Raw genomic sequence first — 14,995 nt, forward strand, 5'->3', positions numbered from 1 at the left:
GGTGCTGCGTCGAACGCTGCGCAACAGCGGCTCGATCTCGGCAAATTTCTCTCGACTGATGTCGCTTGGGTACGGCTTTCTTTTCATCCAAGGATTGTCGGGGGCAAAAAGATCGTAAACACGTTCTAAGAACGTGTTTACGATCTCGGCGCGAAGGGGTGCGGGAAGCGGATCGGGATGGTCTGCTAGGCGCAAACCGCAGCCATAGCGTTGCTATGGCGAGGATTTGCAACGCCGCAGAGCGCCCGAGGCCGCGACTGCACACCCGCGTGGAGATCGTAAACACGTTCTAAAAATCCAGCTGCTTGTTTTTGATACATCTCAACGCCGCAGGAACACACATCCCTAGACTGAAAAACATGAGTCCGACGCCCCCCGCCTGGCACAGCCTGAGTGCCGACGCCACCCTGGAGCAGTTGCAAAGCCACCAGACCCGGGGCCTCGCCCCCGAAGAGGCCACCCGCCGCCTGGCCGAGTACGGCCCCAACCGCCTGCCCCAGCAGCGCAAGCGCCCGGCATGGCTGCGGCTGCTGCTGCAATTCCACAATGTGCTGATCTACGTGATGCTGGTCGCGGCGGCCGTCACGGCGGCCCTGGGGCACTGGCTGGACACGGGCGTGCTGATGGGGGCCGTCATCATCAACGCCCTCATCGGCTTCGTGCAGGAGGGCAAGGCGGAATCGTCGCTGGACGCCATCCGCCGCATGTTGTCGCTGCACGCCACCGTGCTGCGCGGCGGCGAGCGGCGGCTGGTGGATGCCGAGGCGCTGGTGCCGGGCGACGTGGTGCTGCTCGCGTCGGGCGACAAGGTGCCCGCCGACCTGCGCATCCTGCAAGCCAGAGGCCTGCGTGCCAACGAGGCGGTGCTGACCGGCGAATCCGTGCCCGGCGACAAGCACGAGGGCGCGGTGGCGGCCGATGCGGCCCTGGGCGACCGGCGCGGCATGCTGTATTCGGGCACCCTCGTCGCATCCGGCACCGCCGTGGGGCTGGTAGTGGCCACCGGCACGGGCACCGAGCTGGGCCGCATCAGCGCCCTGCTGGCCACGGTGGAGAACAACACCACGCCGCTGCTGCGGCAGATCGCACGCTTCTCGCACCGGCTGGCGCTGGTGATCGTGGCCTTTGTCGCCGTCACCTTCGCCATCGGCGTGCTGTGGCGCGGGCAGGCGCCCGCCGAGATGTTCATGATGGCCGTGGCCCTGGCCGCGTCGGCCATCCCCGAGGGGCTGCCCGCCATCATGACCATCACCCTCGCCCTGGGCGTGCGGCGCATGGCGCGGCACAACGCCATCATCCGCCAGCTCTCTGCCGTGGAGACGCTGGGCTCGGTCACCGTGATCTGCTCGGACAAGACCGGCACGCTCACCTGCAACGAGATGATGGTGCAACGCGTGGTCACGGCCCCCCATGTCTATGACGTGACCGGCACCGGCTACGCGCCCGAAGGCGGCCTGCACCGGGGCGGCCAGAGCGTGGCGCTGCAGGATCACCCGGCGCTCGCCCCCATCGCCCGCGCCGCGCTGCTGTGCAACGACGCGGCGCTGCATGACAACGAAGGCCACTGGACGCTGACCGGCGACCCCACCGAGGGCGCCCTGCTCACGCTGGCCCTCAAGGCCGGGCTGGACGCGCAGGCCGAACACGCCCACCACCCGCGCACCGACGCCATCCCGTTCGAATCCGAACACCGCTTCATGGCCACGCTGCACCACGACCACGCAGGCCACGCCATGGTGTTCGTCAAGGGCGCCCCCGAGCGCGTGCTGGAGATGTGCGCCACGCAGCGCGACGCGCAGGGCCAGGACGTGCCCCTGGATCCGGACTACTGGCGCCGCGCCGCCAACGACTGCGCCGCCCGCGCCCTGCGCGTGCTGGCCATTGCCACCAAGGCCATGCCCGCCGGGCAGCAGACGCTGGATTTCGCCGACATGGAAGGCGGCTTCACCCTGCTGGGCCTGCTCGGCAGCATGGACCCGCCCCGCCCCGAGGCCATGGCGGCCGTGGCCGAGTGCCACGCGGCGGGCATCCGCGTGAAGATGATTACCGGCGACCATGGCGAGACGGCCCGCGCCATCGGTGCGCAACTGGGCATCGGCGTGGGCAAGCCCGCGCTGACCGGCGCGGAAATCGAGCTGCTGGACGACGCCGCCTTGCGGCAGGTGGTGGCCGAGGTGGATGTGTTCGCCCGCGCCAGCCCCGAACACAAGCTGCGCCTGGTGCAGGCCCTGCAAGCCAATGGCGAGGTGGTGGCGATGACGGGCGACGGCGTGAACGACGCCCCGGCCCTGAAGCGTGCCGACGTGGGCGTGGCCATGGGCAAGAACGGCACCGAGGCCGCCAAGGACGCCGCCGCCATGGTGCTGGCCGACGACAACTTCGCCACCCTGGGCCATGCGGTGCGCGAAGGCCGGGGCATCTACGACAACGTGCGCAAGTTCATCCTGTTCATGCTGCCCACCAACGGCGGCGAGGCGCTGATCGTGTTCGCTGCCATCGTCTTCGGGCTGGTGCTGCCGCTCACGCCCGCGCAGGTGCTGTGGATCAACCTCGTCACGTCCAGCACGCTGGGGGTGGCGCTGGCCTTCGAGCCGGCCGAGGGCGACGTGATGCGCCGCCGCCCGCGCGACCCGTCCGAATCGCTGCTCACGGGGCTGTTCGTGTGGCGCGTGGCGATGGTGTCGGTGCTGATGGCCTGCGCGTCGCTGGGGCTGTTCCTGTGGGAGCAAAGCCAGGGCGCCAGCATCGAGACGGCACGCACCATGGCCGTCAGCTCGGTGGTGCTGGCCGAGATGTTCTACCTGTACAGCAGCCGCCACGTCATCCACAGCGTACTCACGCGCGAAGGGCTGCTCGGCAACCTCAAGGTGCCCGCCTCCATCGCGGTGTGCGTGGCGCTGCAACTGGCCTTCGTGCATCTGCCGTGGCTGCAGGCGGTGTTCGGCTCCACGGATTTGTCCGCCGCCGAATGGGCTCGCGTGGTGCTGGCAGGGGCGGCAGTGTTCGCCGTGTCGGAGATCGAAAAAACGGTGCAGCGCCGGCGGGCCGGCGCTGCCAGCTTGCCTACATGTGATTTTCCAGATACCACTGGATCACGTACTTGGCGATAAAGCCGATAAAGCCCACGGCCAGCCCCAGAAACAGCACAAAGGTGCCGAACTTGCCCGCCTTGGACTGCCAGGCCAGGTTGCCGATGATGAAGATCATGAAAAGAATCAGGGCCGCGACGCCGTAGGTAGAGAAAAACTCCGAAAACTGCTCTTCCGTCATTCCAAACACGATGCTTCCTTTATTCAAACCGCCCTCCAGCCGGGCGGCGCGATTGTGCAACAGGCGGCAAGCCAGCATTGGCAACCCTGCCTTCCAGGTTGTGCCTGCGGCCTGAGAACCTGTTCACGATCTCCGCGCGGGTGTGCAGTCGCGGTCTCGGGCGCTCTGCGTCGTTGCAAATCCTCGCCATAGCACCGCTATGGCTGCGGTTGGCGCCTAGCAGCCCATCCCGATCCGCATCCTGCACCCCTTCGCGCCGAGATCGTGAACAGGTTCTGAGCGAGAGTGGCAAGAGCAGGCACAATCGGCCCCCATGCGTTTTGCTCCCGAACCCTCCCTGCCTTCTCCCCCCACCACCTCGGGCACGGCCGTGCTGCTGTGCAACCTGGGCACGCCCTGCGCCCCCACGGCGGCGGCGGTGCGCCCCTATCTGGCCGAGTTCCTCAGCGACCCGCGCGTGGTGGAGATTCCCCGCCTGGCGTGGTGGCCGATCCTGCACGGCATCATCCTGCGCCTGCGGCCCAAGGCCTCGGCGGCCAAGTACCAGCAGGTCTGGAACCAGGGCGGCGCCAGCGGCTCGCCGCTGCTGCACTGGACGCAACAGCAGGCCCGGCTGCTGCAGGCCGCGCTCAATCCGGACGGCGGACAGGCCATTCCCGTCGGCTATGCGATGCGCTACGGCCGGCCCGGCATCGCCAGCCAGCTCGATGCCCTGAAGACCCAGGGGGCGCAGCGCATCCTGATCGTGCCGCTGTACCCGCAATACTCGGGCACCACCACCGCCAGCGTGTGCGATGCGGTGTACGCCTGGGCGGGAACCCAGCGCCATATCCCGGAGCTGCGCTTCGTGCAGCGCTACCACCAGCACCCGGGCTACATCGCCGCACTGGCCGCCAGCGTGCAGGCGCATTGGCAGGAACGGGGGCGGGCGGACAAGCTCATCCTGAGCTTTCACGGCGTGCCCCAGCGCACCCGCGATCTGGGCGATCCGTACATCGACGAATGCCTGCGCACCGGGGCGCTGCTGGCGCAGGCGCTGCAACTGGCCCCCGAAGCCTGTCAGGTCACCTTCCAGTCGCGCTTTGGCAAGGCGCAATGGGTCGAGCCGTACACCCAGCCCACGGTGGAGGCGCTGGCCCGCAGCGGCACGCGCAGCCTGGACGTGCTGTGCCCCGGCTTTGCCAGCGACTGCATCGAAACGCTGGAAGAAATCAACATGGAAGTGCGCGAGGCCTTCCTGGCCGCCGGCGGGCAGGACTACCGCTTCATCCCCTGCCTGAACGACCGGCCGGACTGGATTGCCGCCCTGCGCGACCTGTGTGCCCAGCACCTGCAAGGCTGGCCGACATCGCTGGAATGATTGAAAAACAGAAGCTATTTCCGCTGATGAATAAACGATTTCAGATTGTTTTATATTTGAAATCGTTTATTCATCAGCGGAAACAGCTCTCTTTTTAGACAAACCCCATGCCCATCGACTACCCCTGGCTGTACGACACCGTCGCCCCGCGTTTTGCCAACGCTGCCGCGCTGGAGGCTGCGCTGCCCCACCCCCTGTCGCCGCAGGCGCTGCGGGCGCAGGGCGACGACCGCTACCTGTCCGCCATGACGCAGCGCGTGTTCCAGGCCGGGATGCAGCACAGCGTGGTCGATGGCAAATGGCCCGCCTTCGAAGCGGCGTTTGCCGGGTTCGACCCGCAGACGCTGGCCCGGCACAGCGCCCAGGACATGGCCGCCTACCTGGACAACCCGGCCATCATCCGCGACCGCACCAAGCTGCTGACGATTCCGAAAAACGCGCAATTCATCCTGGAGGTGGCGCAGGAAAACGGCCAGGGCTTCGGCGCCTTCCTGGCCGACTGGCCGGACACCGACACCATCGGCCTGTGGCAGGTGCTGGCCCGGCGCGGCGCACGGCTGGGCGGGCGTTCCGCCGCAGGCTTTCTGCGGCTGGCGGGCAAGGACAGCTTCCTGCTGACCAGCCATGTCGTGGAGCGCCTGATTCAAGCCGGCGTGGTGGAGCGCACCCCCACCAGCCAGCGCGATTTGCAGCGCGTGCAGGCCGCCTTCAACGCCTTGCAGGAGCGCAGCGGGCGGCCCCTGTGCCAGCTCTCGGCGCTGCTGGCCCTGAGCATTTCGCCGCAGGGGCAGGCGCTGTAGCGGTTTTCAGCCGCTTATTCCATTTCTAGATCAAGCGTGAACGCGAAGGCGAAGCGCAGACAGTACAGGCGTACGGCAAGCGAAGCCGACAAAATGCACGTTTGATCTAGAAATGGAATTATTCGTGCCGCAGCGCCTCGATCGGGTCGAGCTGTGCAGCCCGCCGCGCCGGGAAGTAGCCGAACACCACGCCGATGGCTGCCGAGAATACGAACGACAGCGCATTGATGCTGGCATTGAAGGCATAGGGCACCTGCATCACCTGCGTCAGGATGAGCGAGGCCACCGTCGCCAGCGCAATGCCCAGCAGGCCGCCCAGGGCGGCCAGCACCACGGCCTCGATCAGGAATTGCAGCAGCACCTCGCGCTCCAGCGCACCGATGGCCAGGCGCAGGCCGATCTCGCGGGTGCGCTCGGTCACGCTCACCAGCATGATGTTCATGATGCCGATGCCGCCCACCAGCAGGCTGACCGCCGCCACCGCGCCCAGCAGCGTGGTCATGACCTGGGTGGCCCCGGCCATGGTATCGGCCAGCTGCTTGGTATCGAGCACGTTGAAGTTGTCGTCGTCGCCCGGCGAGAGCTTGCGCAGCTCGCGCAGCAGCTGGTTCAGGCTGCTCTTGACGCGCTCGGGGTCGCTGCCGTCGGCCATCGACACCAGGATGGTGTTCAGGCGCTGGTTGCCCGTCACACGCCGCTGCAAGGTGGTCAGGGGCAGGAACACCACGTCGTCCTGGTCGTTGCCGAAGGCGCCCTGGCCCTTGGAGCCGAGCAGCCCGACGATCTCGCACGAAAAGGATTTGAGCCGCAGCTGCTCGCCCAGGATATCCGGGGTGTTGTTGAACAGCTCGCGGTGCAGCGTGGCGCCGATCAGGCACACCGCCGCGCCGGCGCGTTGCTCCTGCTCGGAAAAGGCACGGCCCTGCTCCAGTTGCCAGTTGCCGGTCACCAGCCAGTCGTTGCTGCTGCCGATGAAGCTGGTGTTCCAGTTGCGCCCGTTGGCCACCACCGTGCCGGCCGATCGCGCCTCGGGGGCCACGGCGGCAATGCCGCCGATCTGCTGGGCGATGGTGGTGGCGTCCGTCACCTTGAACGACGGTGCAGGCGCCGCGCCCGGCCCCATGCGCTGGCCGGCACGCACCTGCAGCAGATTGCTGCCCAGGCCGGCAATCTGGTTCTGCACCGCCTGCGTGGCGCCATTGCCCAAAGTCACCATGGTGATCACGGCGCTGACGCCGATCACGATGCCCAGAATGGTCAGGAAGGAGCGCAGCAGGTTGCGCCGGATGGAGCGCAGCGCCAGCCAGATGGTATTCCACAGCATTTACTGCACCTCCTGCGCGACGCTTTCCTGCAGCGCAGGAGCATGCCCGTCGCCCTGGCTGCCGCGCAGCGGCAACGGGGTATTGGGCCGGTCGCTGTCGAGCAGGCCGTCGCGGAAATGCACGATGCGCCGTGCGTAGGCGGCCATTTCCGGCTCGTGCGTGACCATCAGCACGGTAATGCCCTGGGTCTGGTTGAGCTGCCAGAGCAGTTGCATGATTTCCGCGCTGCGCTGGCTGTCCAGGTTGCCGGTGGGTTCGTCGGCCAGCAGCACCACGGGGTTGCTGACGATGGCCCGGGCAATGGCCACGCGCTGCTGCTGGCCGCCGGAGAGTTCCGCCGGGGTGTGGTGTTCCCAGCCGTTCAGCCCCACGGCTGCCAGCGCCTTTTGTGCCGCCGCATGGCGCTGGGCGGTGGTTTCCCCCCGGTAGAGCAGCGGCAGTTCCACGTTCTCCTGGGCGCTGGTGCGCGGCAGCAGATGAAAGCCCTGGAAGACGAAACCGAAGTAGCGCCGGCGCAGCCGGGCGCGTTCGTCCCGGTCCAGCCCCTGCACCGGCACGCCCTTGAACAAATACTCCCCGGTGGTGGGGCGATCCAGGCAGCCCAGGGTGTTCATCGCCGTGGACTTGCCCGACCCGCTGGGGCCCATGATGGCGACGAAATCGCCCTGGGCAATGTCCAAATCGACGCCCTTGAGGGCCTGGAAGGCCAGAGCGCCCTGGCCATAGGTTTTCGTGACGCCGCGCAGGCGGATCAGGGGAATGGCGTCTGCGCTCATGCCCCGGCCCCGCTGCTGCGCTGGTCGGTGATGACCTGATCGCCCTCTTTCAAGGCCTCGCCGCGCACCATGATTTCGGTCATGCGGCCATCGGACAGGCCGGTGCGCACCGGCACCATTTCAGGCTGGGCATTGCCCTGGCGCAGCACCCACAGCTTGCGCTCCTGCCCGGCACTGTTGTTTTCCCGGGCGCCGCCGGGGTTGCGGCTGCGCATGGGGCCGCGCGGCATGATCTGATCGACCAACCCGCCGCCCTGGGGCGGTTTGCCCGCTGCGGCGCCCTTTGCACGCCCGCCCGCCTCGGTCGGGGTGAAGCGCAGCGCGGCATTGGGCACCAGCAGCACGTCGGTGCGTTGCGTGGCGTTGATGGTGGCGCTGGCCGTCATGCCGGGGCGCAGGCTCAAATCCTCATTGGCCACATCCAGGCGGGCCACATAGGTCACCACGTTGTCGGTTTTGGTCGCGCCGTAATCCACCCGGGTGACCTGGGCCGGGTAGTTGCGGGCCGGATACGCGCTGACGGTAAAACTGGCCTGCTGCCCCTGCTGGACGCTGCCCACGTCGGCCTCATCGACGGCGACTTCCAGGCGCAGCTTGGTCAAATCCTCGGCCACCATGAACAGGGTCACGGCCTGCAGCGAAGCGGCCACCGCATTGCCCGGATCGACCGAACGCGCCAGCACCACGCCGTCAATGGGGGACTTGATGGCAGCCTTGGACAAATCGGTTTCCGTCGTCACCAGCGAAGCCTGGGCATCGGCCACCGAGGCCTTGGCCGACTCCACGCCCGCCCTGGCTTTGTCCAGGGCCGCCTGGGCGGTATCCATTTCGGCGGCCGAAGGCAGCTTGCCGCCGGAGATGCGCTGCACCTCCTGCAATCGCTGCATGTTCACCTGCGCCTCGCGCAAGCTGGCCTGGGCCTGCCCGAAACCGGCCTGCGCCGAAGCCAGGCTGGCGCGTGAACGGCCCAGTTGGGCGTTGAGCTTGTCGGTATCCAGCTCCACCAGCACCTGGCCTTTTTTGATCCGGTCGTTCACATCGACCAGCACTCTGCGCACCGTGCCGGACAGCTCCGACCCGATATTGACCGTGCGTGTCGGCTGCAGCGTGCCGTTGGCCGAGACGGTGAGGGCCAGATCGCCGCGCTTGACGGCTTCGGTGACGTACAGCGGTTTGGCATTGGCAGCGGCCTTGGCGCTCCACCAGGCATAGCCGCCCGCCGCAATGACCAGGGCGGCGGCGCCGATCCACACCGTGGGGCTTTGCCACCAGCGGCGTTGCAGGTTGTCGCCCAGCAGGGCTTGCACATCCTGGGCGGAAGAAGTGTTTTTCTTGGACATGACAGGGGTTCTTTGCTTTTATTCGGTCAAGGGGGCTGCGGCCAGGTCCTGGGACTGCGGCTGCCAGCCGCCGCCCAGAGCCTTGAACAATTGGACGAAGTCGGTACTGATGGCTGCCTGGGCGCTGGCCAGGCTGTCCTGGCTGGACAGCAGGCTGCGCTGGCTCTCCAGCACGGTGCGGAAATCGATCAGCCCGCTGTCATAGCGGTGCTGGGCCAGCACCTGGGCGTTGCTTGCCGCCTCTGCCGCTGTGGCCAGGTGCTGCAGGCGCTGCTGATCGCCGTGCAGTTGCACCAGCGCATCTTCGACTTCCTGCAAGGCAGACAAAACACTGGCACGGTACGCCTGCCGTGCCTGCTCTACCGACGCTTTTTGTGCAGAAATCTGCGCCCGATTGGCACCGCCGTCGAACAAGGGGGCCGCCAGCGCAGCCGCAATGCTGCGGGCCACCGAAGCACCGCTGGTCAGCGCCCCCACGGTCAGCGCACTCACGCCCAGGCTGCCCGACAGGCGCAGCGTCGGAAAGTTGGCCCGCTCCTGCGCCGAGAGGCTGGCCAGCGCCGCCTGCACCTTGTGTTCCTGCGCCTGCACGTCGGGGCGCTGGCGCAGGGTGTCGGCAGGCAGGCGCAACGCCCAGTCCTGCGGCGCCAGTGGCACCGGGGCAGCAGCGGCCAGATCGGCCATCAGCGCCGCCGGCTCCTGCCCCGTCAGCACGGCCAGGGCATGCTGGGCCTGGGCCACGCTGGCCTGCAGGCTGGGGATTTGCGCCGCGGTCTGCGCCAGGGTCTGGCGGGCCTGCTCGGCATCGAGCGAGGCGGCCAGCCCGGCCTGCACGCGCCAGCGGGTCATTTCATCGGTTTCGGCTTGCAGGGCCAGATTGCCCTGCGCAATGCGCAGGCGTTCCTGCAGGCTGCGCAGCTGGATGTAGTTGAGCGCCACCTCGGCAGACAGGCTGACGTGCGCAGCATGAAGCGAGGCCTGGCTGGCTGCCAGGTTCTGTTCCCCGGCCCGCACGGCGTTGCGGCGCTGGCCCCACAAATCCAGCTCCCAGCCGGCATCCAGGCCGGCGTTGTAGCTATTACCCGCATCGTTGAAACCCTGCTTGCTGCGCCGCGCCCCGGCACTGGCACTCAGGCTGGGCAGCAGCGCTGCGCCTTGCACATCCACCTGGGCGCGGGCCTGCTCGACGGCGGCCCTGGCACTCAGGATGCTGGGGTTGGCCTGCAGCGCCTGTTCGATGAGCGTCACCATCCGCGCATCGCCAAAGCCTTGCCACCATCGGGCCAGGTCTTGGCTGCCATCGGCCTGCGCAGGCACGGGGCTGTGCCACTGGGCCGGAACAGGCAGGGCTACCTCCTGCTGTGCCAGCGGCGTGGTATGGCTGCACGCGGTCAGCGTGGCCGCAGCAATGGCCGAAAGCAGCAGGGGACGGGAAGAAAAAGAAGAAGAAAGCAAAAAAGCCATCCGCCGATTGTGCCGTTGCTGTGTAGTCGCTTGGCCCCTGCCGTGTGAAGGCAAGGTAAAGCCGTCGGGCAGGGCCACGGTATACCTTGGTATAGCGCTGCGACCCCAATGCCTGCTGGCACTGGCCCTCCCCCGATGGAACAATACGCCCCGTCGCCGGATAGCCGGGCACGGCGGCAGCAACCTGGCAACGCCCGCCTGTTTTCACAACCTGGAGGAGCATATGGACCCCGACCCGAGCTGGCGCCTGTCTGCGCCCCCCCCCCTGCCCCATCGCCCCATGAATGCAATGACGTACCGGGTGCCGGCCCCGAGGTTCTCGCTCGCTTGAATGCGTGAGATGCCTCCGTGGCCGCGTGCCCAAGGAGAATCTCATGCTGTTTCGCACACCCCGCCCCACCGACGCCTTCCAACGCGCCCTGCGTGCTGCAGTCACCGGCCACCGCCCCGCTGCGCTATGCGCCTTGCGAGCCTCTCATGGCGACAGGATGTTCGCCCTGGCACTTTCCGACCTGTCCGGCCGCGTGATGGCCGATGCGCTGTCCATGCTGCCCGTGTCCAGCCGCGAAGGCGTGCGCCGACATCTGACACGCACTGCACGCCGCCGCCTGCGGCAGTTCGATAACGCCGGCACAGGCGTTGCCCCGCGCCAATCCTGGCTGACAGTCACGCACCGGTGCATCGGAATACTGGTTCGCCCAACGGCTTCTGCCACCCGTCAAGGAGTGAATCCATGATCCCCGCATCCAAGCACACCCCCCGTCGCAGCGACCTGTCCTCGCTCATGGCCCTGGATGCTGCCCAGTCGGAACAAGGGCGCCAGATGGTGCCATTCGATAGCAGCGTCCCGATCAGCAGCAGCCCGGATTTGAGCTTCTGCACGTCGAGCTTCATGCAGATTTTCAGCACCCGGGCCTTCTGGCTGAGCCTGCTGACGGTGTTCGGCATTCTCACCAGCACCTTTGTTGCGGCGCAGCAAGAAATGCTGGAGAAGATCATCATTCTGGCCGCCTTCATTGCCCCGATCATCGACGCGGGCGGCAACACCGGCAGCCAGTCCGCCACCCTGGTCATCCGCGCCATGGCGCTGGGCGAGGTGCGGCTGGGCTGGCGCGATCTCTGGTTCGTCATCCGGCGCGAGCTGCCCGTGGTCTTCGCCCTGGGCATGGTGATCGGCCTGCTGGAAGCCGTGCTGGCCTGGTTCAGCAAGAGCGTCGGGATGGACGTGTTGCTGGTCGTCGGGCTGTCCATGGGAATCTGTATGGTGCTCGGCGGCCTGATCGGGGCACTGCTGCCCTTCGCTGCCCGGCGCCTGGGCACCGACCCCGCGACCCTGAGTGCGCCGTTGATCACGTCCATCATGGATCTGATCGGCGTCTTCGTCTATTTTGGCCTTGCCTACCTGTTCATGGGACACCTGCTGACATGACTGCATTGCACTTTCTGCGCAGCACCCTGGCCTGCTGCATCGGGGTGGCCTGCGTCTCCACGGCACAGGCTGCCGGCGGTGCCCATCTGGTGGACGATGCGGACGTGGAGACACCGGGCGTCTGCCATCTGGAAACCTGGGTATCGCACCACCGGCATACCGCGGGCGGCATGGCGACCCTGGCCCCTGCCTGCACTTTTACGGCCCTGCCCCGCGTCGAATTTGGCGTTTCCGCCGAACAGGCCTGGGGCAACGAGACCATGACCGGTTTCGGCCCGGCCATCAAAATCAACCTCATGCCGGTCGAAACCGGCTTGGGCATCGGCATCGCCGGTTCGGTCATCCACAACGCCCGCGCAGGCCGAACCGATGCAGCCCGCATCGTCGTGCCGGTATCGCTGGCGCTGCATGACGGGGTCTGGTCCCATTTCAATGCAGGATGGCTGTACGAACGCACCGGCGCACGCCAGCACCGGCGCTTTGCGGGAACGCAGCTGGAAGTGGCCGTCAGCAACTCGCTGACGCTGATGGGCGAGATGCTGACGCGCCAGGCCGAACGGACAGGCGCACAGTTGGGCCTGCGCTGGAGCGCCGGACGCAAAGACCTGGACCTGGACTTGCTGATAGGACGGCGCATCGACGGGCAGGCACGGCGAACCGTGACGCTGGGCGTCTCGCTCAGGCGGTAAGCGCTTGCCGCATCGTTTGTCACGATGGGGCGGTATCCTGGTGGCAAGATCGCTCCCCAGCCCCCGCCCAAGGGCCGGGCGCTTCCCTTGCATTGAGGAAAAAGAGAATCCGGGAAATGAACGCCATTCACTTCAGCAACCCTGCCGCGCTGGCGGCCATGTTCATCAACCTGACAGCCGCCTTCCTGCTGGGCGCATTGATCGGTATCGAGCGGCAGTGGCGCCAGCGCACGGCAGGGCTGCGTACCAATACGCTGGTGGCGGTGGGCGCGGCCATCTTCGTCTCGCTGGCTGCCCGGCTGTTCGAGATCAATGGCGGAACGCAAACCACCATCCACGTGGTGGCCTACGTCGTCTCGGGCATCGGTTTTCTGGGGGCCGGCACCATCATGAAGGAAGGGGCCAGCGTCTCGGGGCTGAACACCGCGGCCACACTGTGGGGATCGGGCGCGGTAGGGGCGTGCGCCGGGGCCGGTCTGCTGGGCGAAGCGGCCATTGCCGCGCTGTTCGTACTGGCAAGCAACACGCTGTTGCGGCCCGTGGTGAACCAGATCAACCGCCGCCCCTTCCACGCGGAAGCCAGCGAGGCAACCTACATGGTCTACGTCATCTGCTCGCGGGACCAGCAATCCGAGGTTCGCGAGCAGATGGTGCAAATCCTGGAAAATGCCAGCTATCCTCCGCGCCAGGTCGAAGACCGCCCCTTTGGCAAGGAGGACATCGAAATCGAGTTCACCCTGTACGCCACCGCCGTTCAGACCGAAGAACTTGACGAAGCCGTGAAAAAGGCCGAGAGCCTGCCCGGTGTGGTGCAAGCCTTCTGGAACTCCGGCGACGAAGGTTGACCCATGCGCCTCCCGCCCCGCGTCCTGTCCATCCTGCAATTTGCCGCCATCGGCATCGCCATGGCGGCCATCTTCGTGGCGGATACCGGCACAAGCTACGAGGTGGCTGCTGCCGTGTTCTATGCCATCGTGATTCTGATCGCGGCGCGTGCCCTGGGCCGCAGCGGGCTGGCCGCACTCACGGCGGCCTGCATCGGTCTGACGGTACTGAGCTTCTGGCTGACGCCGCATGGCGATTTTCATGCGGGCCTGATCAATACCGGCATCAGCATCGCGGCCATCGTCATGACGGCTTACCTGGTCATCACGATGCAAGCGGCCCGAACCGCCGCCCACCTGGCCCAGGCGCAGCTGATGCGCATGGCACGCGTAAAAAGCCTGGAAGGCCTGACCACCTCCATTGCGCACGAGGTCAACCAGCCGCTGGCCGCCATCGTCACCAGCGGCCATGCCAGCCAGCGCTGGCTGGCGCAGGAGCCGCCGAACCTGGACAAGGCACGCCAGGCGCTGGCCCGGATACTGGATGCTGCCGACCGCGCCAGCAGCATCATCGTCCGCGTGCGCAGCCTCACCAGGGGAGCGCCTGCGCACAAAAGTGCGTTCGACCTGAACCAGGCCATTCTGGAAGTGATCGCCTTGGCGCAGGCCGAGATCGACCGCAACGGCATTGTTCTGCAAACCGACCTGTCTCTCCACCTTCCGCACGCACACGCAGACCGGGTGCAGATACAGCAGGTGATCGGCAACCTGGTGCTGAATGCCATCGAGGCCATGTCCGCCATGCCGGCGCACTCACGCGTGTTGCAAATCAGCTCCGCAGCCAGCGACGGCACCGTGACGATTGCCGTGGCCGACTCGGGCGAGGGCTTTCCCCCGGAAATGCACGAGCGCCTGTTCGAAGCGTTCTGGACCACCAAACCGCACGGCATCGGTGTCGGCCTGAGCATCAGCCGGGCCATCGTCGAAGCCAATGGCGGCCAGATAGAGGCATACCCGCGTGAAGGCGGCGGGGCTGTCCTGCGCTTCACCGTGCCAGGCCTCCTGCAGGAGGCGCCCCAATGACCGCGAATGCTCAACCGACCGCCGACAACCCGGTCGTCTACATCGTGGATGACGACGCCTCCATCCGCGCCGCACTGGAAGACCTGCTGGCCTCCATCGGGCTGAAAGCCCTGGCCTTCGGCTCGACCAGAGAATTTCTGGCCCATCCGCTGGCAGATGCTCCGGGCTGCCTGATTCTGGACGTGCGCATGCCCGGGCAAAGCGGCATGGATTTCCATCGCCAGATGGCCGGACAAGGCATCGAACTGCCGGTGATCTTCATTACCGGCCACGGCGACATCGCCATGGGCGTCGAAGCGATGAAGAACGGCGCCATCGAATTTCTTGCCAAGCCGTTTCGGGAGCAAAGCCTGCTCGACGCCATCCACAGCGGTATCGAGAAAGACCGCGCACGGCGCAGCAGCGCCGCCCACGCCGCCGCATTGCAAGCCCGCTGGGCTGCGCTCTCTCCTGGCGAACAGGAAGTGGTGCGCTACGTTGTGCAAGGCTGGCTGAACAAGCAGATTGCCGCGCAACTGAGCGTCAGCGAGGTCACGGTAAAGGTGCGCCGCGCCCATGCCATGCGCAAGATGCAGGCGGGTTCGCTGGCCGAGCTGGTCAGAATCGCCGGGCAACTGGGGCTGTAGGCCGCCCCG

Annotated in this window: 14 protein-coding genes and 1 pseudogene; 9 read left to right on the forward strand and 6 right to left on the reverse strand. The window is 66.8% G+C overall.

Features of this window, described 5'->3' with window-relative positions:
* A pseudogene (locus ACFO3A_RS14295) lies at positions 1-195 on the reverse strand (hypothetical protein); the annotation flags it as partial.
* A gap of 164 nt (positions 196-359) precedes the next feature.
* On the opposite strand from ACFO3A_RS14295, the gene ACFO3A_RS14300 reads away from it, so the two are divergent.
* Complete coding sequence (locus ACFO3A_RS14300; RefSeq protein ID WP_377727698.1) at positions 360-3,110, forward strand: cation-transporting P-type ATPase; 2,751 nt, start codon at positions 360-362, stop codon at positions 3,108-3,110.
* Here the strand turns inward: ACFO3A_RS14300 and ACFO3A_RS14305 are convergent.
* Positions 3,064-3,282 (reverse strand): DUF2788 domain-containing protein, encoded by a 219-nt coding sequence (locus ACFO3A_RS14305; RefSeq protein WP_377727835.1) that lies wholly within the window; start codon positions 3,280-3,282, stop codon positions 3,064-3,066. The genes ACFO3A_RS14300 and ACFO3A_RS14305 overlap by 47 nt on opposite strands.
* A 301-nt stretch (positions 3,283-3,583) precedes the next feature.
* Here ACFO3A_RS14305 and hemH point away from each other — a divergent pair, with 301 nt between their 5' ends.
* Both hemH and ACFO3A_RS14315 read left to right on the forward strand, forming a co-directional pair.
* Positions 3,584-4,630, forward strand: a complete 1,047-nt coding sequence (gene hemH / locus ACFO3A_RS14310; RefSeq protein WP_377727701.1) for a ferrochelatase — start codon at positions 3,584-3,586, stop codon at positions 4,628-4,630.
* A 107-nt stretch (positions 4,631-4,737) separates the two neighbouring features.
* Positions 4,738-5,430, forward strand: coding sequence for a DNA-3-methyladenine glycosylase I (locus ACFO3A_RS14315; protein WP_377727704.1), 693 nt, complete (start codon positions 4,738-4,740; stop codon positions 5,428-5,430).
* 118 nt (positions 5,431-5,548) lie between these two features.
* Here the strand turns inward: ACFO3A_RS14315 and ACFO3A_RS14320 are convergent, their stop codons facing one another.
* From ACFO3A_RS14320 to ACFO3A_RS14335, 4 genes are read right to left on the reverse strand one after another with little or no spacing between them, the layout of a single operon-like run.
* On the reverse strand, positions 5,549-6,754 hold the full coding sequence (locus ACFO3A_RS14320) for an ABC transporter permease (protein WP_377727707.1): 1,206 nt from the start codon (positions 6,752-6,754) through the stop codon (positions 5,549-5,551).
* Positions 6,755-7,531: an ABC transporter ATP-binding protein gene (locus ACFO3A_RS14325; protein WP_377727709.1), complete on the reverse strand. Its 777-nt coding sequence runs from the start codon at positions 7,529-7,531 to the stop codon at positions 6,755-6,757.
* Positions 7,528-8,871, reverse strand: coding sequence for an efflux RND transporter periplasmic adaptor subunit (locus ACFO3A_RS14330; RefSeq protein WP_377727712.1), 1,344 nt, complete (start codon positions 8,869-8,871; stop codon positions 7,528-7,530). The genes ACFO3A_RS14325 and ACFO3A_RS14330 overlap by 4 nt, the downstream gene beginning before the upstream one ends.
* A gap of 18 nt (positions 8,872-8,889) precedes the next feature.
* Positions 8,890-10,335, reverse strand: coding sequence for an efflux transporter outer membrane subunit (locus ACFO3A_RS14335; protein WP_377727715.1), 1,446 nt, complete (start codon positions 10,333-10,335; stop codon positions 8,890-8,892).
* A 374-nt stretch (positions 10,336-10,709) separates the two neighbouring features.
* Here ACFO3A_RS14335 and ACFO3A_RS14340 point away from each other — a divergent pair, with 374 nt between their 5' ends.
* The 6 genes from ACFO3A_RS14340 to ACFO3A_RS14365 all read left to right on the forward strand — a co-directional run bounded on the left by ACFO3A_RS14340 (position 10,710) and on the right by ACFO3A_RS14365 (position 14,986).
* On the forward strand, positions 10,710-11,072 hold the full coding sequence (locus tag ACFO3A_RS14340) for a hypothetical protein (protein ID WP_377727717.1): 363 nt from the start codon (positions 10,710-10,712) through the stop codon (positions 11,070-11,072).
* A complete protein-coding gene (locus ACFO3A_RS14345; protein WP_377727720.1) occupies positions 11,069-11,764 on the forward strand; it encodes a magnesium transporter in 696 nt (231 codons plus the stop codon). Before ACFO3A_RS14340 ends, ACFO3A_RS14345 begins: the two co-directional genes overlap by 4 nt.
* Complete coding sequence (locus tag ACFO3A_RS14350; RefSeq protein WP_377727723.1) at positions 11,761-12,453, forward strand: hypothetical protein; 693 nt, start codon at positions 11,761-11,763, stop codon at positions 12,451-12,453. The genes ACFO3A_RS14345 and ACFO3A_RS14350 overlap by 4 nt, the downstream gene beginning before the upstream one ends.
* 116 nt (positions 12,454-12,569) lie before the next feature.
* Positions 12,570-13,298 (forward strand): MgtC/SapB family protein, encoded by a 729-nt coding sequence (locus tag ACFO3A_RS14355; RefSeq protein WP_377727726.1) that lies wholly within the window; start codon positions 12,570-12,572, stop codon positions 13,296-13,298.
* 3 nt (positions 13,299-13,301) lie between these two features.
* Positions 13,302-14,360: a sensor histidine kinase gene (locus tag ACFO3A_RS14360; protein ID WP_377727729.1), complete on the forward strand. Its 1,059-nt coding sequence runs from the start codon at positions 13,302-13,304 to the stop codon at positions 14,358-14,360.
* Entirely contained in the window at positions 14,357-14,986 is a 630-nt protein-coding gene (locus ACFO3A_RS14365) for a response regulator transcription factor (protein WP_377727731.1), read from the forward strand. The genes ACFO3A_RS14360 and ACFO3A_RS14365 overlap by 4 nt, the downstream gene beginning before the upstream one ends.
* Positions 14,987-14,995: the final 9 nt, after the last annotated feature.

Origin of the sequence: Comamonas nitrativorans (assembly GCF_042654765.1) — a bacterium.
Classification (GTDB): domain Bacteria; phylum Pseudomonadota; class Gammaproteobacteria; order Burkholderiales; family Burkholderiaceae_C; genus Comamonas; species Comamonas nitrativorans.

What these genes read in the sequence shown, in the direction of transcription:
- ACFO3A_RS14315 (WP_377727704.1), top strand. Translation starts at nt 4,738, where the DNA reads ATGCCCATCGACTACCCCTGGCTGTACGACACCGTCGCCCCGCGTTTT.
- ACFO3A_RS14300 (WP_377727698.1), top strand. Translation starts at nt 360, where the DNA reads ATGAGTCCGACGCCCCCCGCCTGGCACAGCCTGAGTGCCGACGCCACC.
- ACFO3A_RS14355 (WP_377727726.1), top strand. Translation starts at nt 12,570, where the DNA reads ATGAACGCCATTCACTTCAGCAACCCTGCCGCGCTGGCGGCCATGTTC.
- hemH (WP_377727701.1), top strand. Translation starts at nt 3,584, where the DNA reads ATGCGTTTTGCTCCCGAACCCTCCCTGCCTTCTCCCCCCACCACCTCG.
- ACFO3A_RS14350 (WP_377727723.1), top strand. Translation starts at nt 11,761, where the DNA reads ATGACTGCATTGCACTTTCTGCGCAGCACCCTGGCCTGCTGCATCGGG.
- ACFO3A_RS14345 (WP_377727720.1), top strand. Translation starts at nt 11,069, where the DNA reads ATGATCCCCGCATCCAAGCACACCCCCCGTCGCAGCGACCTGTCCTCG.
- ACFO3A_RS14365 (WP_377727731.1), top strand. Translation starts at nt 14,357, where the DNA reads ATGACCGCGAATGCTCAACCGACCGCCGACAACCCGGTCGTCTACATC.
- ACFO3A_RS14325 (WP_377727709.1), bottom strand. Translation starts at nt 7,531, where the DNA reads ATGAGCGCAGACGCCATTCCCCTGATCCGCCTGCGCGGCGTCACGAAA.
- ACFO3A_RS14335 (WP_377727715.1), bottom strand. Translation starts at nt 10,335, where the DNA reads ATGGCTTTTTTGCTTTCTTCTTCTTTTTCTTCCCGTCCCCTGCTGCTT.
- ACFO3A_RS14360 (WP_377727729.1), top strand. Translation starts at nt 13,302, where the DNA reads ATGCGCCTCCCGCCCCGCGTCCTGTCCATCCTGCAATTTGCCGCCATC.
- ACFO3A_RS14330 (WP_377727712.1), bottom strand. Translation starts at nt 8,871, where the DNA reads ATGTCCAAGAAAAACACTTCTTCCGCCCAGGATGTGCAAGCCCTGCTG.
- ACFO3A_RS14340 (WP_377727717.1), top strand. Translation starts at nt 10,710, where the DNA reads ATGCTGTTTCGCACACCCCGCCCCACCGACGCCTTCCAACGCGCCCTG.
- ACFO3A_RS14320 (WP_377727707.1), bottom strand. Translation starts at nt 6,754, where the DNA reads ATGCTGTGGAATACCATCTGGCTGGCGCTGCGCTCCATCCGGCGCAAC.